Source organism: Croceicoccus sp. (assembly GCF_983967925.1).
The window spans coordinates 1-21,782 of record NZ_CFETID010000010.1; the positions used below are offsets into that span (position 1 = coordinate 1).

At 66.4% G+C, this 21,782-nt stretch carries 20 protein-coding genes and 1 tRNA gene; 8 read left to right on the plus strand and 13 right to left on the minus strand.

Translation table 11 applies throughout. The features are described from left to right. Window positions 1-1,602: ATP-binding cassette domain-containing protein (locus tag AC4FIJ_RS07390; RefSeq protein ID WP_490336073.1), on the minus strand; the 1,602-nt coding region annotated here is incomplete at its 3' end. A 165-nt stretch (window positions 1,603-1,767) separates the two neighbouring features. Between AC4FIJ_RS07390 and rpe the strand changes: the two genes are divergently transcribed. The 6 genes from rpe (at window position 1,768) to AC4FIJ_RS07420 (ending at window position 7,621) form a co-directional block, all read left to right on the plus strand. Further along, entirely contained in the window at window positions 1,768-2,430 is a 663-nt protein-coding gene (gene rpe / locus AC4FIJ_RS07395) for a ribulose-phosphate 3-epimerase (protein ID WP_490336074.1), read from the plus strand. Between the two features lie 7 nt (window positions 2,431-2,437). Beyond that, complete coding sequence (locus AC4FIJ_RS07400; RefSeq protein ID WP_490336075.1) at window positions 2,438-4,363, plus strand: heparinase II/III family protein; 1,926 nt, start codon at window positions 2,438-2,440, stop codon at window positions 4,361-4,363. A gap of 122 nt (window positions 4,364-4,485) precedes the next feature. Continuing rightward, window positions 4,486-6,078: a bifunctional phosphoribosylaminoimidazolecarboxamide formyltransferase/IMP cyclohydrolase gene (purH, locus tag AC4FIJ_RS07405; protein ID WP_490336076.1), complete on the plus strand. Its 1,593-nt coding sequence runs from the start codon at window positions 4,486-4,488 to the stop codon at window positions 6,076-6,078. Further along, window positions 6,075-6,344, plus strand: a complete 270-nt coding sequence (locus AC4FIJ_RS07410) for a hypothetical protein (protein ID WP_490336077.1) — start codon at window positions 6,075-6,077, stop codon at window positions 6,342-6,344. Before purH ends, AC4FIJ_RS07410 begins: the two co-directional genes overlap by 4 nt. A gap of 9 nt (window positions 6,345-6,353) precedes the next feature. Then, window positions 6,354-7,028: a peptide-methionine (S)-S-oxide reductase MsrA gene (msrA, locus tag AC4FIJ_RS07415; protein WP_490336078.1), complete on the plus strand. Its 675-nt coding sequence runs from the start codon at window positions 6,354-6,356 to the stop codon at window positions 7,026-7,028. 74 nt (window positions 7,029-7,102) lie between these two features. Continuing rightward, window positions 7,103-7,621 carry a Fur family transcriptional regulator gene (locus AC4FIJ_RS07420; RefSeq protein WP_490336159.1) on the plus strand — a complete coding sequence of 173 codons (519 nt, stop codon included), beginning with the start codon at window positions 7,103-7,105 and terminating at the stop codon, window positions 7,619-7,621. 38 nt (window positions 7,622-7,659) lie between these two features. Here AC4FIJ_RS07420 and AC4FIJ_RS07425 read toward each other — a convergent pair whose 3' ends face one another. The 7 genes from AC4FIJ_RS07425 to AC4FIJ_RS07455 all read right to left on the minus strand — a co-directional run bounded on the left by AC4FIJ_RS07425 (window position 7,660) and on the right by AC4FIJ_RS07455 (window position 13,575). Next, complete coding sequence (locus tag AC4FIJ_RS07425) at window positions 7,660-9,435, minus strand: hypothetical protein (protein WP_490336079.1); 1,776 nt, start codon at window positions 9,433-9,435, stop codon at window positions 7,660-7,662. Window positions 9,436-9,470: 35 nt separating this feature from the next. Further along, window positions 9,471-9,899, minus strand: a complete 429-nt coding sequence (locus AC4FIJ_RS07430) for a GtrA family protein (RefSeq protein WP_490336080.1) — start codon at window positions 9,897-9,899, stop codon at window positions 9,471-9,473. Further along, window positions 9,896-11,512, minus strand: coding sequence for an NAD(P)/FAD-dependent oxidoreductase (locus AC4FIJ_RS07435; protein ID WP_490336081.1), 1,617 nt, complete (start codon window positions 11,510-11,512; stop codon window positions 9,896-9,898). The genes AC4FIJ_RS07430 and AC4FIJ_RS07435 overlap by 4 nt, the downstream gene beginning before the upstream one ends. Window positions 11,513-11,654: 142 nt before the next feature. Next, the gene (locus AC4FIJ_RS07440) at window positions 11,655-12,350 is read right to left on the minus strand and encodes a PilZ domain-containing protein (RefSeq protein WP_490336082.1); all 696 of its coding nucleotides are present in this window, start codon (window positions 12,348-12,350) and stop codon (window positions 11,655-11,657) included. Window positions 12,351-12,526: 176 nt separating this feature from the next. Continuing rightward, a tRNA-Leu gene (locus AC4FIJ_RS07445) sits at window positions 12,527-12,611 on the minus strand. A gap of 119 nt (window positions 12,612-12,730) precedes the next feature. After that, the gene (locus tag AC4FIJ_RS07450) at window positions 12,731-13,009 is read right to left on the minus strand and encodes an integration host factor subunit beta (protein ID WP_490336083.1); all 279 of its coding nucleotides are present in this window, start codon (window positions 13,007-13,009) and stop codon (window positions 12,731-12,733) included. Window positions 13,010-13,215: 206 nt separating this feature from the next. After that, window positions 13,216-13,575 carry a GntR family transcriptional regulator gene (locus AC4FIJ_RS07455; RefSeq protein WP_490336084.1) on the minus strand — a complete coding sequence of 120 codons (360 nt, stop codon included), beginning with the start codon at window positions 13,573-13,575 and terminating at the stop codon, window positions 13,216-13,218. 175 nt (window positions 13,576-13,750) lie between these two features. Between AC4FIJ_RS07455 and AC4FIJ_RS07460 the strand changes: the two genes are divergently transcribed. Together AC4FIJ_RS07460 and AC4FIJ_RS07465 are read left to right on the plus strand one after the other, a co-directional pair. Beyond that, the gene (locus tag AC4FIJ_RS07460) at window positions 13,751-15,328 is read left to right on the plus strand and encodes a peptide MFS transporter (RefSeq protein WP_490336085.1); all 1,578 of its coding nucleotides are present in this window, start codon (window positions 13,751-13,753) and stop codon (window positions 15,326-15,328) included. Window positions 15,329-15,385: 57 nt separating this feature from the next. Then, on the plus strand, window positions 15,386-16,072 hold the full coding sequence (locus AC4FIJ_RS07465) for an NnrU family protein (RefSeq protein WP_490336086.1): 687 nt from the start codon (window positions 15,386-15,388) through the stop codon (window positions 16,070-16,072). Here AC4FIJ_RS07465 and AC4FIJ_RS07470 read toward each other — a convergent pair. The 5 genes from AC4FIJ_RS07470 to AC4FIJ_RS07490 form a co-directional block, all read right to left on the minus strand. Next, entirely contained in the window at window positions 16,069-16,878 is an 810-nt protein-coding gene (locus AC4FIJ_RS07470; RefSeq protein ID WP_490336087.1) for an alpha/beta hydrolase, read from the minus strand. The genes AC4FIJ_RS07465 and AC4FIJ_RS07470 overlap by 4 nt on opposite strands. Next, complete coding sequence (gene dxs, locus AC4FIJ_RS07475) at window positions 16,875-18,812, minus strand: 1-deoxy-D-xylulose-5-phosphate synthase (protein ID WP_490336088.1); 1,938 nt, start codon at window positions 18,810-18,812, stop codon at window positions 16,875-16,877. The genes AC4FIJ_RS07470 and dxs overlap by 4 nt, the downstream gene beginning before the upstream one ends. 92 nt (window positions 18,813-18,904) lie before the next feature. Further along, the gene (gene msrB, locus AC4FIJ_RS07480) at window positions 18,905-19,396 is read right to left on the minus strand and encodes a peptide-methionine (R)-S-oxide reductase MsrB (protein WP_490336089.1); all 492 of its coding nucleotides are present in this window, start codon (window positions 19,394-19,396) and stop codon (window positions 18,905-18,907) included. Between the two features lie 25 nt (window positions 19,397-19,421). Continuing rightward, window positions 19,422-20,678 (minus strand): ABC transporter permease, encoded by a 1,257-nt coding sequence (locus tag AC4FIJ_RS07485; RefSeq protein ID WP_490336090.1) that lies wholly within the window; start codon window positions 20,676-20,678, stop codon window positions 19,422-19,424. Continuing rightward, a complete protein-coding gene (locus AC4FIJ_RS07490) occupies window positions 20,675-21,676 on the minus strand; it encodes an ABC transporter ATP-binding protein (protein ID WP_490336160.1) in 1,002 nt (333 codons plus the stop codon). The genes AC4FIJ_RS07485 and AC4FIJ_RS07490 overlap by 4 nt, the downstream gene beginning before the upstream one ends. Window positions 21,677-21,782 lie beyond the last annotated feature (106 nt).

Sequence of the window (21,782 nt, forward strand, 5' to 3'; positions counted from 1 at the left end):
GGCGTCCAGCGCGCTCGTCGCCTCGTCCAGGATCAGCAGCGCCGGATCGCTCAGCAGCGCCCTCGCCAGCGCGATGCGCTGCCGCTCTCCGCCCGACAGCCGCCTGCCCGCATCGCCGACGATGGTGTCCAGCCCTTCCGGCAGATCCAGCACGAAGCGCGCCGAGGCCTTGTCCAGCGCGGCGATCAGATCGGCCTCGGCAGCATCGGGGCGGGCCCACAGCAGGTTCTCGCGGATCGAGGCATGGAACAGCACGGGTTCCTGATGCAGATAGGCGGTGACCCGCCGCCATCCGACCAGCGCGGGCCCCTCCAGCCTTTGCCCGTCAATCGAGAGCCCGCCCGTGTCGGGCGCGAACATCGCGCCGAACAGATCGGCCAAGGTGCTCTTGCCCGCGCCCGAGGGGCCGACCAGCGCGGTCATCGAACCGGCGGGCAGGGTCAGCGAAACGTCGTCCAGCGCGGGCCGGTCGCGTCCGGCGTGGCGCACGGTCGCCTGTTCGACCGCGATCTCGCGCACGGGGCGCGGGGCAGCTTCCGCCGGCCATTCGGGCTCCCTCGCCGCATCCGCCTCTGCCACCAGATGTTCGGCGCGTTCGATGGCGGGCAGCGCGTGGGACCAATGCTGAAGCCCGGTCTGCAGCGTGTCGAGCAGCGGAACCGAGCGTGCGAACAGCGCGACCAGCGGCAGCAGCACGGCCAGCGGCGTGCCCTGTGCCTGCGCGACATAGACGACCAGCGCCATCACCACCGCCCCGCCGACCAGCAGCAGCGCGCGGCTGCCCGCGGTGGTGCCGATCATCGCAAGCTGCGCGCGGCGCAGGGCAAAGACATTGCGGGTGAGGCGCGAGGCCGCCGCCGATTCGCGGCCATGCGACTTGATCAGCCGCAGTGCGCCCAAAGCCTCCTGCGCCTCGCCCTGCAGGCTGCCGATCTCTCGCACCACGTCGCCGCCTAGCGCCCGCGCGCGGCGGCGAAAGCGCGTGAACAGCGCCATCACCACCAGCCCGCCCGCCGCGCCCGCCAGCGCGGTCAGTGGCGACAGCGCAAAGGCCGCCGCCCACACCACTGCCAGCGTCACAAGGCTGGTCGCCAGCATCAGCAGGCGAAAGATCCCGTCGCCGATGGTATCGACCAGCTGCACCAGCAGGCTGATATTGTCCGATTGCCGCATCGCCGACAAATGACGCCAGCTCGCCGCCAGCAGCGCGCGATAGATACGGCTGCGCCAGTCGTCGACCACGGCATACTGGCTGCGCGTCTGTGCCAGCGCGAGCCGGTAGTTCAGCACCGCCCGCGCCGCCACCAGCGCCACGAACAGCACCAGCAATCCGCCGAGTCCCAGCCGGTCGACGAGAAGGCCCGATGCGCCAGCCACCCAGTCCGGCATTCCAGCCGCCAGCTGCCCGCCCGGGACACCGCCGCCCGCCAGTGCGCCGCCGGACAGGACCGCCAGCATCGGCACCAGCATCAGCAGCCCGACACCCTCGCTCAGCGCCGAGGCCAGCGTCAGCGCGACCAGCCCCGCCATGCGGGCGGGCGGGATCGAACGCAAAAGGCCGATCGCATAAGGGATCATGGGCGGGATCGTCGGGCGGATCATCGCGCCTGTCCTAACCGGATTTGCGATGCTTGGCACGGGTGGTCGCGCTTTCCCACCGGCTCGGCCACCAGAACTGTCTCCATAAGGGACGAACCGGGGCGACCGTGTGGACAAAACAGGCTATCTTGCTTGTGACGCTTCGGCCCGGTGGACTAATCAGCTTGCATGCCCAAACCGCTCATCTCCCCGTCCATCCTGTCCGCCGATTTCGCCCGGCTGGGAGAGGAAGTCCGCGCCATTGACGAGGCGGGGGCCGACTGGATCCATGTCGACGTGATGGACGGCCATTTCGTGCCCAACATCACCATCGGTCCCGCCGTGGTAAAGGCGCTGCGCCCGCATTCGGACAAGGTCTTCGATGTCCACCTGATGATCAGCCCGGTCGACCAGTATCTGCAGGATTTCGCCGATGCGGGGGCCGACATCATCACCGTCCATCCAGAGGCGGGGCCGCATGTCCACCGCACGGTGCAGGCGATCAAGGGGCTGGGCAAGCAGGCGGGCATCTCGCTCAATCCCGCGACGCCCGCCAAGATGCTCGATTACCTGATCGACGAGATCGACCTTGTCCTGGTGATGAGCGTCAATCCCGGCTTCGGCGGGCAGAGCTTCATCCATTCCCAATTGAAGAAGATCGAGGCGGTGCGCCGCATGATCGAGAAATCGGGCCGCGACATAAGGCTTGAGGTCGATGGCGGGGTGAACGCCGAGACCGCGCGGCTGTGCGTCGATGCGGGCGCCGACGTGCTGGTCGCGGGCAGCGCCACCTTCAAGGGCGGACCGTCGCAATATGCCGCCAATATCGCGGCCCTGAAGGGTGAGGATTGATCCGGCCATGACGTTTCACCCCTCTCCCTTGCGTGACGGCGCCGAACCGCATTCGGGCGCGGACGGCGTGCGCGGCATTCCGCTGGCGGGTGGCGGCGGCGATGGCGGCTGGGTCGAGCGCGCGGATGCGGCGGACGGCGGCTTCGCTTCTGCCGGGGCCATGAACGGCGCCGGGCCCATGAATGGCGAAGGCCCACACGCCCCGCCGCCGCAGTCTGCACCTCACCGCGATGGCGAGCTGGCGCTGGCCGAACTGTCGCCGCCCAGCCTTGGCCCGATCGACCGGACGATGCGCTTTCTCTATGCGCGCGGCATTTCGGCGCGCAATCTGGTGCGCCCGTTTCACAAACCGTCGAAGATGCGCCTGCTGGCGACGGTCGCCGAACCGCTGCCGGGCGAGCGTCCGGGCGGCATGGCGCTGCGCGCCGGGCATTTCCTGATCGCGGGCAAACGGCTCAGCGTCGAGAACCTCGACTTCAGTTCGGCCAAGCTGGCCCCGCCGATCGCGCGGGCGATCCACGGCTTTACATGGCTGCCCGATCTGGAAGCGGCCGGGACACGCGACAAGGTCGCCCCCGTGGCCGAGGACATATTGCGCCGCTGGATGCTGGCCAATCCGGTGATCGGCGAGGGGCCGGCATGGCAGACGGGCGTGGCCGGACAGCGCCTGCTGATCTGGCTGGTGCATGCGCCGCTGATCCTGTCGGGCAGCGACCGGGCGTTCCGCGCCGCGCTGCTGCGGCACATGTCCGAAACCGCGCTCTGGCTCGACAAGCAGGCGCGCCGCCGGAATAGTCCGCAGGACGCGATCGCGGCATGGACCGCGGTGACCGCCGCGGGCCTGCTGATGCCCGATGGCAAGCCGCGCCGCCTGTATGGCGAGGCCGGGCTGATCGCCACCTTGGGCGACGCGGTGGGCGAGGATGGCGGCATGCTGTCGCGCAGCCCCGACGACCAGATCGCCGCGATCGGCGCGCTGCTGCGCCTTGTCGCCTGCTATCGCGCGTGCCGCCGCGAACCGCCGATCCAGATCGAAACGATGCTGCGGCTGATGACGCCGCCTCTGCTGGCGCTGGCGCATGCCGACGGATCGCTGGGTAGCTGGCAAGGCTGTGCGCCGATTTCCGCGCATCGCCTGATGATGCTGTGCGAGGCGGCTGATCCGCATGCGCGTCCCTTGCGTGAGGCGGGGCACTGGGGCTTTCAGCGGCTGGCCGCGAAACAGGCGGTGCTGCAATTCGACGCCGCGCCGCCGCCTTCGGGTCGCGAGGCGCATGGCGGCTGCGCATCGACGCTGGCCATCGAATTCAGCCATGGGGCGGAGCGTATCTTCGTCAATTGCGGCGGCGCATCGATGGCGGGCGGGGCGGTGCCGCGCCGGATCGAGGAAGGGCTGCGCAGTACCGCGGCGCACAGCACGCTGACGCTGGGCGATAGCGATTCGACCGCGGTCGAGGCCGACGGACGGCTGGGCGGCGGGGTCAAGACCGTCACCTTCGACCGCGAACGGGCCAAGGGCGCAAGCATCATGATTGCCAGCCACGACGGCTATGTCGCGCGGCACGGGCTCTATCACGAACGGCGGCTGGCGCTGGCCGACGACGGGTCGATCCTGGAAGGACAGGACGCGCTGATGCCGCGCGGCAAGCGGGCACGGCGCGGCAGCCATAATTTCGCGATCCGCTTTCACCTTGGCGCCAATGTCGCCGCCGACCATCTGGTAAAGACCGAGGATGGCGGCAGCGGCGCGATGCTGGCGCTGCCCGACGGCAGTTTCTGGCAGTTCCGCGTGGACGAGCCCGGCCTTGCGATAGAGGAAAGCCTGTGGGTCGACGGCGGCGGACAGCCGCGCCAGACGCTGCAGCTGGTCGTCACCGGCGATGTCGGGCGTGAAGGCGACATGGTGCACTGGTCGCTGCGCAAGATGGGCTGACCGCCGCCGCCGGGCAAAACGCGGCATCCGGGGGTTATCGCCGGGTTGATGAATGGCGCTTGCGGGCCTAAGCGCACGCGCACAATTGGCGCATGCGCGCCGCTGCCACGAAAGCCCGATCCATGGAAAACCCCGTCCCCGTTCGCCGCGCCCTGCTGTCCGTTTCGGACAAGACCGGCCTCGCCGATCTTGGCAAGGCGCTGGCCGCGCGCGATGTCGAGCTGGTTTCGACCGGCGGCACGGCCAAGGCGCTGCGCGAGGCGGGGCTGACGGTGAAGGACATCTCGGACCTCACCGGCTTTCCCGAAATGATGGATGGCCGCGTCAAGACATTGCACCCCAAGGTCCACGGCGGGCTGCTGGCGGTGCGCGACGATCCGGCGCATGCGCAGGCGATGGAAGAGCACGATATCGGCGCGATCGATCTCGTCGTCGTCAATCTCTATCCCTTCGTGGAAACCGTGGCCAAGGGGTCCGACCGCGACGAGATCATCGAGAATATCGACATCGGCGGCCCCTCGATGGTGCGTTCCGCGGCGAAGAACCATGCCTATGTGTCGATCGTCACCGATCCCGACGACTATGCCGCGCTCATTACCGAGCTGGATGCGGGCGAGGGCAGCACCGGCTATGCGTTTCGCAAGATGCTGGCGGCCAAGGCCTATGCCGCGACGGCGGCCTACGATTCGGCGATCAGCCAGTGGTTCGCCTATTCGGACCAGCAGCTGAAGTTCCCCCCGCGCCGGACCATGGCCTCAAAGCTGGTGACGACCCTGCGCTATGGCGAGAATCCGCATCAGGAAGCCGCGCTCTACGTGCCCGAAGGCCCGCACGCCGTCGGCCTGCCGCAGGCCGAGCAGCTGCAGGGCAAGGAACTGTCCTACAATAATTACAATGACGCCAATGCCGCGCTGGAACTGGTCGCCGAATTCGCGGACGGCCCGCCGACCGTGGTGATCGTCAAGCACGCCAACCCCTGCGGCGTCGCGGTCGGCGAAAATTTGGCCGAGGCGTGGGACAAGGCGCTGGCCTGCGATTCGGTGTCGGCATTCGGCGGCATCGTCGCGGTGAACCGCCCGCTCGACGGCGCGACGGCGGAAAAGATCGCGCAGATCTTTACCGAGGTCGTGGTCGCCCCCGGCGCGGACGAAGCGGCACGCGCGATCTTTGCCCGCAAGAAAAACCTGCGCCTGCTGATCGTGCCTGCGCTGCCCGACCCGCGCCGCCGCGGCATATCGCAGGTGGTGATCGCGGGCGGATTGCTGGTGCAGGACCGCGATTTCGCCCATGTCGATCCGCAGGAGTTGAAGGTCGTGACCAGGCGCGAGCCGACCGATCAGGAACTCAAGGACTGCCTGTTCGCCTGGACCGTCGCGCGCCACGTCAAGTCGAACGCCATCGTCTATGTGAAGGACGGGCAGACCGCAGGGATCGGCGCAGGCCAGATGAACCGCCGCGATTCGGCGCGCATCGCCGCGGTCAAGGCGAAGGAAGCCGCCGACATCTATGGCTGGAACGAGCCGATGACCGTCGGCAGCGCGGTCGCGTCGGACGCGTTCTTCCCCTTTGCCGACGGCTTGCTGTCCGCGGCCGAGGCAGGCGCCACGGCGGTGATACAGCCGGGCGGATCGATTCGCGACGACGAGGTAATTGCTGCCGCGGACAAGGCCGGACTGGCGATGGTGTTCACCGGGATGCGCCATTTTCGCCATTGATCGATCCGATCGGGCGATTGGTCGATCCGAAGATGAACGGCGCACGACGGCGTCGTTCACGCTTTTTTCAGCGCCATTCCGGTAGAACCGGTAACCATATTGAAGTTCGAAACGAAAGCAGCACCATGAGCATTCTGGCATCCGTCCTGCGCGACCGCGCCCTGATCCGCAATCTGTCGATCGGCTTTGCCATCGGCACGGCGGGCCTGTTTGCTGCCACCGGCTTCCCCATCGCTTCGGACGCCATTGCCGCCGTTTTCGTGTAAGAAGGGCGAATGATCTTTCGCGCCTCTACCATCGTTTTCGCAGCTGCCCTGCTGGCAAGCTGCCAGAATCCCGCCTTTGCTGAGGAACCCGTCCGGACGCCTGCCGCCAAGCTGCAGGCCAAGGAAACGGGCGGCCTGCGCACCGCGATCTTCGCGGGCGGATGCTTCTGGGGTGTCGAGGCGGTGTTCAGCCATGTCGACGGCGTGACCAGCGCCGTGTCCGGCTATCATGGCGGGACCAAGGCCGATGCGGACTATCGCAAGGTCAGCGCCGGTCTGACCGATCATGCCGAGGCGGTGAAGATCACTTACGATCCTTCCAAGGTTCGCTATGACGAATTGCTGCGCATCTTCTTTGGCGTTGTCGCCGACCCGACATTGGTGAACCGGCAGGGCCCCGACACAGGCCGCCAGTATCGCAGCGCCATCGTCCCCACCACGCCGGTCCAGGAAAAGGTCGCCCGCGCCTATATCGCGCAGCTTGGCGATGCCGGTCTGTGGGACAAGCCGATCGCGACGAGGATCGAGGCGGAAAAGCGCTTTTATGCTGCCGAGACATATCATCAGGACTTTGCGCTGAAGAATCCGCGCCACCCCTATATCCTGCGCTGGGACGCGCCCAAGGTGAAGGCGTTGCAGGCCATCTTCCCGGACGATTACCGCGCCTCTTTCAAACGGGGCTGAAGTCAGGCCCAGGATGGGTCGATACGACGGGGCGCTTGCCACGCGGCCCCCGGCCCCATATCTCCGTCGGCGACATGACGCAGGCTGATCCCGCAATCGAAGACCATTCGAAACACGACCACGAGGAACACTCGGGCCAGTCGCTGTTGTCCGCCGCGCGCGATGCATTGACCGATGCGGGCGAGCAATGGACCGACATGCGTAGTGCCGTTTTCGGCCAGCTGATGAAAAGCGCCGCGCCCGTATCCGCCTATGACATTGCCGAGGACCTGACCCGCGAGCGCGAAAAGCGTGTCGCGCCCAACAGCGTCTATCGCATCCTCGACCTGTTCGTGCGGACCAATCTGGCCAACCGGATCGAAAGCGCGAACGCCTATCTCGTCAATCGCCATCCCGGCTGCCGCCATGACTGCATCTTCGTGATCTGCGATCATTGCGGGCGCGCCGACCATATCGACGACGACCGCCTGACCGACGGATTGCGCGAAGCGGCGGCTTCCGCAGGTTTCGGATCGCTACGCACGGTGGTCGAATTGCGCGGAACCTGCGCCGAATGTGCCGCCAAGGGTCTGGGCGACGCGGAAGGCGATTAGCCGAACTGAACTGGCCGAACTGGGCTAGCCGAACTGAGCTAGCCGATCACCCGCCAGACGAGCACGCCCTGATCGCCGTCATGCGCGATCGGCATCAGCCAATCGGGCGCGGCCCCCGCGGACAGACGATCGGCAAAATTATCCTCACCCATGCTGCGATACAGCCGAAGCTCGGCCTTGCCCGGGCACATCATCACGAAACCGATGCGCCGTTCGCGCAGGATCGCATGGGCGGCCTGCTCCGTCCCGGTGAAGGTGCGGATCGTGTCGCCGATGCCGCGATGCGCGCGGTGATGCGCGGTCGCGACGACGCGGTGCGGACTGTCGAGCAGGATCGCGGGGCCAAGGTCGATCGGCGCCATCACATTGGCGGTATCGCTGCCCAGCGCGGGCAGAACGCCGCGCACGTCGCAGCTGTCGCCGCTGATGGCAGGGGCGGCCTTGGCGGATGAGGCATGGCTGGGCGCGGCATGCATCATCAGCGTCAGCGGCATGGCGGGCAGCAGCGAGGCGATCATGCCGGCGACCGCGATGGCCTGCTTGCCCGGTCGTCCCAGATTGCGCAGCTGCCGCAGCCATTGCTTGAGCTGGATGCCGATCGGCACCGCGGCCATTCCGGCGACCAGCCCGCTCGACCGCGGAAGAAAGATTGCCAGCGCCAGTGCCGCCAGCAGCAGTGCGGCATATTCCAGGTGCCAGCGGTGCAGCCAGTCCGCACTGCGCGCCGCCAGCCGCAGCGATACGACGATCGCGACGATGGCAGGCAGCAGGATCTGCGCGATCAGGTCGAGAGGGTGATGCCACAGCGGCTTGCTCTCGATCACATTGGCGAGCCACACGTCGCGGGCCAGCGGATCCATGCCCGCAAAGCTGCCGTCCGCGCATTGCGGCGCCATCTGCAGCAGCACGACCAGACCCGTCAGCGCGCCGGTCCCCAGCACCAGCACCATGAACAGCCACGGGCGCGGGGTTTCGGCGCGGGCCAGCCCGGTTGCAGCGACGGCCACGATGGCCAGTGCCGCGATATGGGCGGGCGCCATCGCATCGCACATCGGCAGCGACGGTGTCAGCCCGCGCGTCAGCAGGTAGAGCCCCGCCGAACCGGCTGCCAGCGATTGAAGCATGGAGGCCAGCCATGCACGGTCGCCCCAGCAGCGCAGCCAGCGCACGAACAGGATCCCGCCGAACACCGCCACCATCGGCAGCGCTTCCATCGAGATATTGAGCCACAGCGCCAGCGCGCCGCCCAGAATCCAGCCGCCGCGCCGCGCATCGCGCGCCATCAGCGCATTGACCGACAGCATGAACAGCACGATCTGCCAGCCGTGATGATCGATCCGCATCGGCCGCATCTGGTGCAGCAGCGGCGCGGCCAGCGCGGCGGCAAGACAGGCAAGGCCGGTCGCTTCCTCGTCGCAGATCTTCCACGCGATCCGCCCGATCAGCAGCACCGCGATCCACAGCGTGCCCAGCGGCACCACGACGGCGGCGATATGCTCGGCCATCGGCTGACCGAAAATCGGCGACAGCAGCACGATCAGGACGGCGAGGGGTATGTCGACCAGCCGCGACCAGTGCATGCTGGCCCCGTAAGGCGCGTCGATCCGGTATTGCGAGACATCGAACCAGCTTTGTCCGGCCAGCCAGTCGCGGACCTGCAACAGGCGCATGATGTCGTCGCCTTCGTTGAACTGCCGCTCCGCCACGGACGAAAACCCCGCGATAGCCAGCAGCACCGCCATCAGCAGCCACGCCAGCGTCGCGCGAACGACGAGGTCGGCGTCGATCAGGGGGCGGCGGCGCTCACCGATCATGATGGTCTGTCCGGGTGGCGGGGCGGGTCATGGCGTCAGGCTCTCTCGCCCATCGGTTCGCGCAATTCGCCAGGTGCGAACACGAAGCGGGCGCGCAGAACGAAGGTCGCGACGAAGCTGGCGGCAATCGCGCTCAGCTTGGCGAGGCGCGGGTCGAGACCGGCGGCGACGCCCATGCTGACGATCAGCCATGTCAGCGCCAGCCCGACAAGCGCAGAGGCGGCGAACAGCCCCATCTGTGCTCGCCGCGCCGCACCCGCCTCGGCGACGCGCCCTGAAAAGACCACGCGGCTGGAGGCGATCCAATGCGCCGCGATGCCCAGCGAATATCCGCACACCGCGGCCAGCGGGGCGGCCATGCCCCCTGCCAGCAGCAGCAGATAGGCACCCATGTCAAAGCCCAGCGTCACCGCGCTGGCGATGCCATAGGCGGCGAAGCGCCGGGCTTCGCGCAGCAGGTTCATGCCGCGTCGCGTCCCTGCATCGGTGCGGGAACCGCATCGGGCTTGTTTGCCACCGGCATCGGCACCGCGCGCATCGAGGACAGGGCGGCGGCGCGATCGGCGGCATCGCCGACATGCTGCGGGAAGGCGGGCTGCTCGCCCTCGCTTCCGGCCTCATGATATTCCGCGTCCTCGTTCACGCACCAGGTGTCATAGACCCGCTGGCCCGCGAGGATGTTCTCGACCGTCAGCATGGCGGTCATCATCGCATGGTCCTGGTTGTTGTAGCGGTGCATGCCGTTTCGGCCGACGAGATGCAGCGTGGGGTGCTTGTCCTCTAGCTCCTCGCGCATGACGGCGACGCGCTTTGCGTAATCCGCGTCATAAACCGGATAGGCCTTTTCCTGCCGCACCACCGTGCCGCCGATGACGTCTTCGGGGCGGGCGAGGCCGAGAATTTCCATCTCGCGCGTCGCCAACGCCACCAGATCATCGTCCGAGGACGCCCAGAGCCCGTCGCCCTCGAAACAGAAATATTCAAGGCCGACACACGCGACCGAGGCATCGGGCACCATTTCGGGCGACCAGCTGCGGAAGTTCTGGATGCGGCCGACCTGCACCTTGGAATCGTGGATGTAGATCCAGTTGTCGGGGAACAGATCCTCGCTGCGGATTTTCAGCGCGACGGTCAGGAAATCGCGATATTTAAGACCGCTGGCATCCAGAACCGCATCGGGCACGGGCGACAGCCGCGCCGCCAGTTCGCGCATCGGGGCCGAGCTGATCGCGTGTTTCGCGCGGATGATCCGCTCTTCGCCATCCGCGGTCACCGCGTCCAGCCGCCAGCCGCCTTCGCCGTCGCTCGCCAGCTGCTTGAGCGCATGACCCATCAGCACCTTGTTGCCGCCCGCCACCACGTTGTCGCGCGCCGCATCCCACATCATGCCGGGGCCAAGCCGCGGATAGCGGAATTCTTCCAGCAAGGTCTTGGCTTGCATGCCGTTGTTGGGTCTCTTGTTAAGGCCGAGCGAACGCTTGACCCCATCGACCACTGCGCCCCACAGCGATAGCCCCTTGATCCGCTGCGCAGCCCAATCGGCGCTCATCTCGTCGCAAGGCATGCCCCACACCTTCTCGGTATAGGTCTTGAAGAAGATCGAATAGAGCTTCTCGCCGAACTGGTTGACGGTCCAGTCCTCGAAGCTTTTCACCTGCTTGCGCGGGAACGCCTGCACCCTGGCAAAGCTTGCCATGCACATCGCCGAGCGCCACAACCCCAGATTGCGCAGCGCCTCGAACGCGCGGAGGGGATAGGAGTAGAACTTGCCCTCGTAGTAGATGCGGCTCATCCGCGGGCGGCTGATGAATTCGTCGGGCAGGATCTCGTTCCACAGATCCACGACGGCTTTAGATTTCGAGAAGAAGCGGTGTCCGCCGATGTCGAAGCGGTAACCCTCGTGCTCGACCGTGCGGCTGATGCCGCCGACATAGGTCTCGTCCTTTTCGATCACCGCGACCGACTGGCCGGCTTTGGTCAGCAGATAGGCCGCGGTCAGCCCGGCCGGGCCGGCGCCGATGATGACGACGTCGACGGCCAGATCGGCTTGGCCAGCTGCTTGGTGTGAGATGTTCACGCTACCCCCTGTTTCGATGGACCCTGCAAGGCCGAACGAGCGGCGGGGATCCAAGGCAAAACCTGACCGATATTGGCTAAGGGATGGTTAACGCGTGGGGTTTTGCGCGCGCGGAGCGCCGATTTGCCGCGTTTCCGGACGCTCAGCCGTTGACCGCGCGCCTTTCGGGCTGCGACGGGGCGGGGCGCACGATGCCCTGGCGCGGATGTTCCCTGCGCCAGATGCGAGAGATCGCCTGCAGATTGCCCGCCATATGGGCCACTTCCTCAAATCGGAAGGTTTCGAGAAACGCGAGGCCATACCCCGGATGCTCGCGCCAGCGCACCACCGCATAGACCTCGCCCAGCGAGGGAAGCGCGATTCGCAGTTGCTGGTCCATCGCAAGCGGATGATCGCTGACGATCCGCGCGCCCTGATGCGAGATGTCCTCGATCTTCACCTCGTGCTTGCTGCCCAGCACGGTGATGCTGGACGACAATTCGACCCCGATGCGGATCGCGCGCTTGCGGAAAGGCCCCTTTTCGCCGACCAGCGCCCGCAGATCCGCAAACTGGGGAAAGCGCAGGCCCGCATGACCGTCGCGCTGCCAGACCAGCTCGACCGCGTGCCGGTCGCCATCGCCGAACTCCAGTTCGATCGGTTGGGTGTCGGCGGGAATCGCGTCATAGATGCGCACGCGCAGCGCGCTGTTCGATATGTCGCGCAGAACGCAGGGCATCTCGACATCGCCATAGACCAGCTTGGCCGTTCGTATGATCGGGAAACGCGCCTCGCTGCGCCGTTCCGCATGGGTGGCGATGGCCTCGCCGAACATTGAATGTTGTCCCAGATCGCTCACGCCAGTTCCCCTGCTTGCCCCGTGGCAGGACCGGACGTTCGTTCCGTGCCCGATCCTCCACGCATCGGGTTTACGATGGGAATGGTTAAGGGATTGTTCGCCAGGCTTCGAAATTATCCTGATAAATCGGCAGGATGATCTTAACCATCGCGTCCCACACCGGGGGATGCGCCAGCTGGTGCGGACGGTGGGACTCGAACCCACACGATCAAGGATCAGGGGATTTTAAGTCCCCGGCGTCTACCATTCCGCCACGTCCGCACGGCGCCGCGGCAGGCGATCAGCCGCGGGCGCGCCCTGACTAGGCGCGTGCGCGTTCCCGTGCAACGCCGGACGCGGCCGGCTTGCCGAAATTCATCTGCTTGCCGGTTTCGGCAGGATCAGTCGTTCAGGCGCTCGCGCATTTCCTTGCCCGCCTTGAAATAGGGGACGCGCTTGCCGGGCACCTCGACCGTTTCGCCGGTACGGGGATTGCGGCCCGCCCGCGCGGAACGTTCGCGCGTCGAGAAGGCCCCGAAACCGCGCAATTCCACGCGGCCGCCGTCTGCCAGCCGATCAGCGATCGCATCGAAGAAGGTGGTGACAACAGCCTCGACCTCTTCAGGGCGAAGCTCGGGATTGTCCCGTGCCAGTGTCTGGATGAGTTCCGATCTGATCATTCGCAAAACCCCCGCTTGCCGTGGCTGCGACCCCTTCGGCATCCGTCAGTCGAACTCCCGTATGGCCGGGCCCCTCCCAGTCCAGAACAAGTGCAAGAAACGGAATTGGCAAACCATGCCATTCGCAGGCGCAACATTCAAGGGACTTACCCCTGCACCAAGGGGCAGGATCTTACGAAAATGGATAGGAAAAATACCGATCGGGGTCAGTTCGCGGCTGTGGCAAGACGTCCTGCGTCCAGTTCCAGCAATTCCATGCGCTGGCGAATCGCCGGCCAGTCTTCCGCCAGAAACTGCGCGCGCTCCTGCTCCAGCAGGCGGCGGCGCGCGCCGGGGAGCAGTTCGACGCCGATTCCGCGCCGTACCGCGATCAGCCCGTCGTCCTGAAATTGCTGATAGGCCTTGGCCACAGTCAGCGGATTGGCGCCATGCTCCGCGGCGAAGGAGCGGACCGATGGCAGCAGTTCGCCCTCGCGGAACGTGCCCGTCAGGATCGCCGCCACGATCTCGTCGCGCAGCTTGAGATAGACGGGGCGCGTGGCCTGGGTTCCGGTGGGGCGTGGCATGGCGTAACACTGGCATAATACACTGCCGCAGACAAGCGGGCGAACCCGACCAGAGCGTGTCTTGAGGGCAACGATACCGGTTTCACATGCAACAATCGGGGCTTTACCCGCGCCCGCGATGCTTTAGGGTGCGCCGCTTAAGGTTTGGATGCGAGACAAGGAAGCAAGCCCGCAGATGGCGACCAGTTACGAGCAGAGCGGCGATGCCCGCGGGACGATCCTAGGCCACCCCAAGGGCCTGTTCATCCTGTTCTTCGCCGAGATGTGGGAGCGTTTTTCCTATTACGGAATGCGCGCCCTGCTCATCTTCTACCTCACCAAGCACTGGCTGTTCTCGGACGGCGAGGCGGGGGTCATCTATGGTGCCTATACCGCGCTGGTCTATATCACGCCGGTGCTGGGCGGCTATCTGGCCGACCGCTGGCTGGGGCAGAGGAAGGCCGTGCTGTATGGCGCGGTGATCCTGACCTTCGGGCATTTCCTGATGGGATTCGAGGGGACGGGCGGACAGGATGCCGCCTCGCTCAACATCTTCTGGCTTGCGCTGGCCTTCATCATCGTGGGATCGGGCTTTCTGAAGGCCAATATCTCGGTGATCGTCGGGCAGCTTTACCCGCGCACCGATGCGCGGCGCGATCCGGCCTATACGATCTTCTACATGGGCATCAATCTGGGCGCGTTCCTCGGCTCGCTGCTGTGCGGCTATCTGGGCGAGGTCTATGGCTGGTCGTACGGCTTCGGCGCGGCGGGCGTCGGCATGCTGCTGGGCCTGATCGTGTTCATCATCGGCAAACCCTATCTGATGGGCCGGGGCGAGCCGCCCAAGGCGCTGTCCAAGGGGATGGAATACGGCCTCTATGTCGTGGGCCTCGGCGCGGTCGTCGTGTGCTGGTGGATGGTGCAGAACCAGGACGTGGTCGGCACGCTGCTGGGCGTGTTCGGCGCGATCCTCGTGCTGGGCATCATCGGCTATTCGGTGGTGAAACTGCCCGCACAGGACCGCGACCGCATTTTTGCCGCGCTGTTTCTGATCTTCGTGTCCATCGTGTTCTGGGCGCTGTTCGAACAGGCGGGCAATTCGCTGAACCTGTTCACCGACCGCCATGTCGACCGCTCGCTGTTCGGCTGGGACGTTCCGGCCTCGATGTTCCAGTCGCTGAACGCGGCCTATATCTTCCTGCTCGCGCCGTTCTTCGCATGGGGCTGGACGATCCTCGGCCGCAAGGGGAAGGAGCCTTCGGCGCCGTTCAAGTTCGGCCTTGGCGTGATTCAGGTCGGCCTCGGCTTCCTCGTCCTCGTCTGGGGCGCGAATGCCGCGGGTGTCAGCGCGGTGCCGGTGATCTTCATCTTCCTGATCTATCTGCTCCACACCACGGGTGAGCTTTGCCTGTCGCCGGTCGGCCTGTCGTCGATGAACCGGCTGGCGCCCGCGCACATGGCCTCGCTGATCATGGGGACGTGGTTCTTCGCATCGGCCACCGGCAATTTCGCGGCGGGCCTGATCTCCAGCGCGGCCGGCGGCGAGGGGCTGGAAGGCGAGGAGGCCGGGCGCGAACTGGTGCTGTCGGTCTATTCGACGGTCGGCTGGTACGCCATCGGCATCGGCGTCGCGGTGCTGGTGCTGTCGCCCGCGATCCGCTGGCTGATGCATCTCGACACGCTGCAGGACGACAATGTCGGCGACGACCTGCTGGGGCAGGCCGAAGCGGGCGAACCGCAGGCCGCGGGCATGCATCCGGAAACGAGGGGCTAGCCAAGGCCCCTCGGGGCTGTCACGATCCGCGCCTTACAGCAAGGACAGGCGGCGCACATGGATCTACGGCTCTCCTTCCTGCTCTCGGCGGCGATCGTCTTCGTGGGCACGCATATCATCCTGACCCACCAACTGCGGCAACCGCTCATCGCCCTTCTGGGCAAGGCGGGGTTTATGGCCGCCTATTCGCTTATCGCTTTCGTTACCCTGGGCTGGGCGATCTTCGCCTTTGGCACCGCGCCGCGCGGGCCCTATGCGTGGCAGCCCTATTCCGACTGGGCATGGATCGCCGCCATGGTGCTGACCTATCCCGCCCTGCTGCTGCTGATCGGTAGCTTCATCCGCAATCCCGCCGCCCCGTCGCCCAATGCCGAGGAAGTGGCCGCCACCAAGGAGCCGACCGGCGTGTTCGCGGTGACGCGGCACCCGATGATGTGGGGGATCGCGATCTGGGCATTGTCGCACATCCTGCTGGTGCCCGAACCGCGCACATTGTTCCTGCTGGGGTCGCTGATCGTGCTGGCGCTGGTCGGATCGGCGATGCAGGACCGCAAGAAACAGCATCAGCTGGGAACGGCATGGAGCGGCTGGCAATCGCGGACCAGCTACTTCCCGCGCCCCGCCGGATTTGCCGCGATACGCCCGGTCATGTGGCTGGGCGCTTTCGCATTGTGGCTGCTCATCAACTGGTTGCACATGCCGCTGGGCGGCATCGCGGCGGGGTTCTGGCGCTGGCTGGGCTAGCGCTCGGCAGGCTGGCGCGTTTCCAGCCAGTCGCGAATGCTGCGGCCCGATTCGGGCAGGTAGGCCAGCTCGTGCCCGGCATTGTCGAAGATGCGCAGCGCAAACCGGTCGGACAATGACGCCAGTTCGCGGGCATGGCTGGCCGAAATCAACGCATCGCGCGAACCGTGCAGGATCAGGGCCTGTCCGCCGTAACCCGACAGCTTGGCCCGATTGTCGAACCGGTCCTTCATCAGCAGCCGCACCGGCAGAAACCGAAAACGGGCGCTCGCCGCATCGGGAAGGCTGGTGAACGGCGACACCAGCACCAGCCGTTCCAGCCCGTATGCCGCCGCCACATGGGCCGCGACGCCTGAGCCAAGCGAATTGCCAACGGGCACGATCCGTTCCGGCGGCACCCCTTGGGCGCGTAACCATGCCAGCGCCGCCTCGCCGTCGCGGTAGAGCCCTTCCTCGCCGGGATCGCCAGGATTGCCGGAATAGCCGCGATATTCGGGAAGCAGCACGCCGAATCCCGCGCGGGCCAGCGGCAGGACGGCCTGCGCCGCACCCGCCCAGCGGTCGCCATTGCCGTGGAAGAACACGATGACGGGCCTCTCCGGCAGGCCTTCGCGCCACGCGGCGTCGATCTCCAGCCCGTCGGAGGTTTTCAGTATGACGCGGTCATAGCCACCGGGAACCGGCTGCGACCCCGCAGGCGCCGGATAGATCAGCCGCCGCTGCCCCAGATAGGCCGCCGCGACGACAAGTCCGTAAAGCAGGGCCGCGCCGATGATGAGGATCATCACGGCGCGGAAAGCCGTCAAGCGCGCGCTTCCTCGACCCCCGCGCTATTGTGGCGCAGCGCCTTTAGCACCGTGTCCACGATATGCGACGCGTTCAGCCCCGCCGTATCATATTGCTTGTCGGGAGAATCGTGGTCCTGGAACACATCGGGCAGGCGCATGGTGCGGATCTTCAGCCCGTTGTCGAGCAGCCCCTCGTCGCTCGCCATGGTCAGCACATGCGCGCCCAGCCCGCCGATCGAGCCTTCTTCCACCGTGACGACGACGTCGTGGCTGGCGATCAGACTGCGGATCATCTCTTCGTCCAGCGGCTTGGCGAAGCGCAAATCGGCGACCGTGGTGGACAGGCCCTTGGCTTCCAGCTGGTCGGCGGCCTTCAGCCCCTCGGCCAGCCGCGTGCCCAGCGAAAGCACCGCGATCTTGCTGCCCTGCCGCACGATCCGGCCCTTGCCGATCTCAAGCCGCTCGGGCTTTTCAGGCATGGGCACGCCAATGCCTTCGCCGCGCGGATAGCGGAATGCGATGGGGCCGCTGTCGTGGCAGGCGGCGGTATAGGTCATATGCGCCAGCTCCGCCTCGTCCGCGGCGGCCATCACCACCATGTTGGGCAGGGTCGCCAGATAGGTGACGTCGAAACTGCCCGCATGGGTCGCGCCGTCGGCACCGACCAGACCGGCGCGGTCGATCGCGAAACGCACCGGCAGGTTCTGGATGGCGACATCGTGCACCACCTGGTCGAAGGCGCGCTGCAGAAAGGTGGAGTAGATCGCGCAGAACGGCCGCATGCCCTGTGCGGCAAGCCCTGCCGCGAACGTCACCGCATGCTGTTCGGCGATGCCCACGTCGAAACTGCGCCCCGGATGCGCCTTGGCAAAGATGTCGACGCCCGTGCCGCCCGGCATGGCGGCGGTGATGGCGCAGATGCGCTCGTCGGTGTCCGCCAGATCGGCCAGCGTTTTGCCGAACACGTCCTGATACTTGGGCGGTCCGCCCTTGGACTTTTTCTGCTCGCCCGTGATGACGTCGAATTTCTGGACGCCGTGATACTTGTCCGCCGATTTCTCGGCAGGCGCATAGCCCTTGCCCTTTTGCGTGACGACATGGACGAGGCACGGCCCCTCGGCCGCGTCGCGCACGTTTTCGAGGACGGACACCAGCGCGTCCATGTCATGCCCGTCGATGGGTCCGACATAGTAAAAGCCCAGCTCCTCGAACAGGGTGCCGCCCATCGCCATGCCGCGGGCGAATTCGTCGGTCTTGCGCGCCGCGACATGCAGCGGGCGGGGCAGTTTGCGCGCGAACTTGCGCGCCAGATCGCGCAGGCCAAGAAACTGGCCCGAGGATACCAGCCGCGCAAGATAGCTCGACAATCCGCCGACGGGCGGCGCGATCGACATGTCGTTGTCGTTCAGGATCACGACCAGCCGGTTGCCCGCCTGCTCGGCATTGTTCATCGCCTCATAGGCCATGCCCGCGCTCATCGCGCCGTCGCCGATCACCGCAATGCCCTTGCCGGGCTTGCCCGACAGCTTGTTGGCGACCGCGAAACCCAGCGCCGCGCTGATCGAGGTGGAGGAATGCGCCGCGCCGAACGGGTCGTATTCGCTCTCGCTCCGCTTAGTGAAACCCGACAGCCCGCCGCCCTGCCGCAGCGTGCGGATGCGGTCGCGCCGCCCGGTCAGGATCTTGTGCGGATAGGCCTGATGGCCGACGTCCCAGACCAGCCGGTCGTTGGGCGTGTCGAACACGTAATGGATCGCGGTGGTCAGTTCGACCACCCCAAGCCCCGACCCCAGATGCCCGCCGGTCTGGCCGACCGCGTCGATCATCTCCAGCCGAAGCTCGTCAGCCAGTTGCCGTAATTGGGATGGGGCCAGTCTGCGCAGGTCGTCCGGTGTGTCGACCGTGTCCAGCAGCGGCGTGAGCGGTTTGTTTTGGGCCTGTTCGGCAGTCATTTCTATGGTCTAGCCGTGAATTGCGCGGGAGTCGATTGCTGCGCGTCCAGCCAATGGCACGCGCGCGGACCCCCTTTGGATAAACGCAACCCTTAGGACGGGCCGGGAATGAAATCCAGTGCCACGCCGTTCATGCAGTATCGTTTGCCCGTAGGGGCAGGTCCGTCGTCGAACACATGGCCCAGATGCCCGCCGCAATTGGCGCAATGCACCTCGGTCCGCGGATAGCCGATCTTGTAATCGGTGCTGGTGCCGACACCGCCCTTCAGCGGGCGATAGAAGCTAGGCCAGCCGGTCCCGCTGTCATATTTGGTGCGCGAAGAGAACAGCCGGTGGTCGCAGCCCGCGCAGGCATAGATGCCCGAACGCTTTTCATCGTCGAGCGGCGAGGAATAGGCCCGTTCGGTCCCTTCCTCGCGCAGGATGCGATATTCGGCAGCAGTCAGCCGCTTGCGCCACTGCGTCTCGCTCAGCTGGAAGGGGAAGCTCTCCTTCGCCGTGGCCTCGCGCCCGCAGGCAGAGGCGAGCGGGGTCAGGGTGCCTGCAAGCAGCAGGCCGATAAAGCTGCGGCGATCATTGGTCATGGGGAGCAGCATAGCAATCGGTGCCTTAGGCCTGCCTGAACGAACGGGTCATGACCTGCCGCAGTAATGCGCCCAGCCCGCGCTTGCCCTGCGAGGGGCCCGATTTCATCACCGTCTTGCGGAACAGCGCCGCGCCCGCGCGCACGATCAGGAAGACCCACAGCCCCTGCCACGCGATGGCGACGAAATGCGGCCAGATCTCGGGCTGCATGGCGGCTCGCGCCAGCATGGCGAAGGGCGAACTGAACGGCACGATGGCCGCGACCATCTCGATCGTCTCACCCTGATGGCCCAGCGAATAGGAGGCGAGGAAGAACACCAGCAACTGCGCCATGGTGACGGGCATCGACAAGGTCTGCACCTCGCGCACCGTGGCGGCCAGCCCGCCGATCGACAGGAACAGCGACCCCAGCAGCAGATAGGCGCAGGCGAAATAGGCAAGGCCCAGCGCCATGAACATCGGCCATCCCACCGCAGGCGTCGACAGCATCGACAAACCGCCGCCGCCCGCCAGCAGGGCCAGCCCCGCGACGCTTCCCCATACGGCGATGCCGACAAGGCTGACACCCAGCATGGCCAGCAGCTTGCCAAAGAACACCGCGTCCATCGGCACGGCGGCGGCCAGCACCTCGATGATCTTGTTGGCCTTTTCCTCGACCAGATTGGACAGCACCATGCCCGCCAGCAGCATGGTCAGCAGGAACAGCAGCGTCTGGCCCGCCTGCGCGGTGCGGATGCGGCCGCCCGCCTCGTCGATCTGGCTGGGCTGCGCCATGGGTTGCAGCGCGACGGCGGGCCATTGGCGCGCGCCGTCGCCGGCCTGCAGATCGCGCAGCCGCCGCGCCTCGTCCACCAGCAGGGTGACATGGCCCTGCCATCCCGAAATGCGGCCCTGCGGACCCGACAAGGCCGGATTGTCGAGCGTGCCCGACAGCACCGCCGCCACGTTCCGCTCGCCCGGTCCGTCGGCCAGGATCGCGCGGATCTCGGCGGGGCTGTTGCGGTCACCATGCAAAATCTCGATCCCCGGCAGGCCGCCCGCGGCGCGCGACAGCGAACCGCGCGCCTGCGTCACCAGCGCGCTTTCGGCGGGGGCCATCGCGATGCCAAGGCGCGCCTCGCCCGTCGCCCCCTGCACGCTGGCGCCGATGCCGCCCGCCATCCACGCGACGATCACCGGAAACAGCGGGCCCAGGATGAAGAACAGGAACGACCGGCTGAACAGGATCGCGCGAAAATCGCGGCGGGCGATCACCATGATCCTGGCAAGGAACTGCTTCACCGGGCGGCTCCCGTCTCTTCCTCAAGCGCCTTGGCCGCGGCTTCGCCAGCGATGGCGACGAAGGCATCGTGCAGCCCCGCGCGTTCGATCGACAGCGATTCGATCCCCGCCTTGCCCTCGACCAGAGCGGTCAGCAGCGGCTCCACCCCGTCATCGGGCAGCGAGAATCCCCAGATCGCCCCGCCGCCCTGCTTCAGCTGCGGCACGGCATTTTCAGGCAGCGCCGCGCGCCATGGCCCGTCGATGGAGCGGGTTTCCAGATGCACTTGCGGCGGCAGCCGGTCGCGCGCGGTGGAGACGAGGCCATGAAACGGCACCCGCCCGCCCGCGATGATCGCGATCCGCTCGCACAACCGCTCGGCATGGGCGAGGACATGGGTGGAAAAGATAACCGTCGTGCCCCGCGCGGCAAGCTCGCGAATGGTGCGCTCCAGTCGCCCCTGGCTGATCGCGTCGAGGCCCGAGAAAGGCTCGTCCAGCACGACCAGTGCGGGGTCGTGCACCAAAGTGGCCAAAAGCTGCACCGTCTGTGCCTGTCCCTTGGACATCTGGCGGATCTGGCGGTCCGCGATATGGGCGAAACCATGCTCTTCCAGCAGGCGGTATCCGCGCCTCCGACCTTCCGCCGTGGGCAGCCCGCGCAAGGCGCCGACGAAGGCAATGGCATCGACCGCCTTCATCGCCGGATACAGCCCGCGCTCTTCCGGCAGATATCCGATGCGATTGGCCAGCGCGTGCGGATTTTCGCTCCCCAGCACGCGGCGGGTGCCCTTGTCGGGGTCGATGATGCCCAGCAACATGCGCAAGGTCGTCGTCTTGCCCGCGCCATTGGGGCCGAGTATGCCGAAGATCGAGCCTTCGGGCACGGCGATGTCGACACCGTCGACCGCGACAACGCCGTCGAACCGCTTGACCAGCCCCCTGGCTTCGATTGCATAGGAAGTGGCGGAATCGATATCGTCAGGCGATGCAATCGGGCCATGGCCCGGGGCGAGCATCGGATCGAAAGCTTGTGTCATCGCCTGCTGCAACTAGATTCCCCGGATGAGAATGCGGCTTTGCCCGCAAACTCGCAAGATAAGGTTAAGGCATTTGAACGACGCA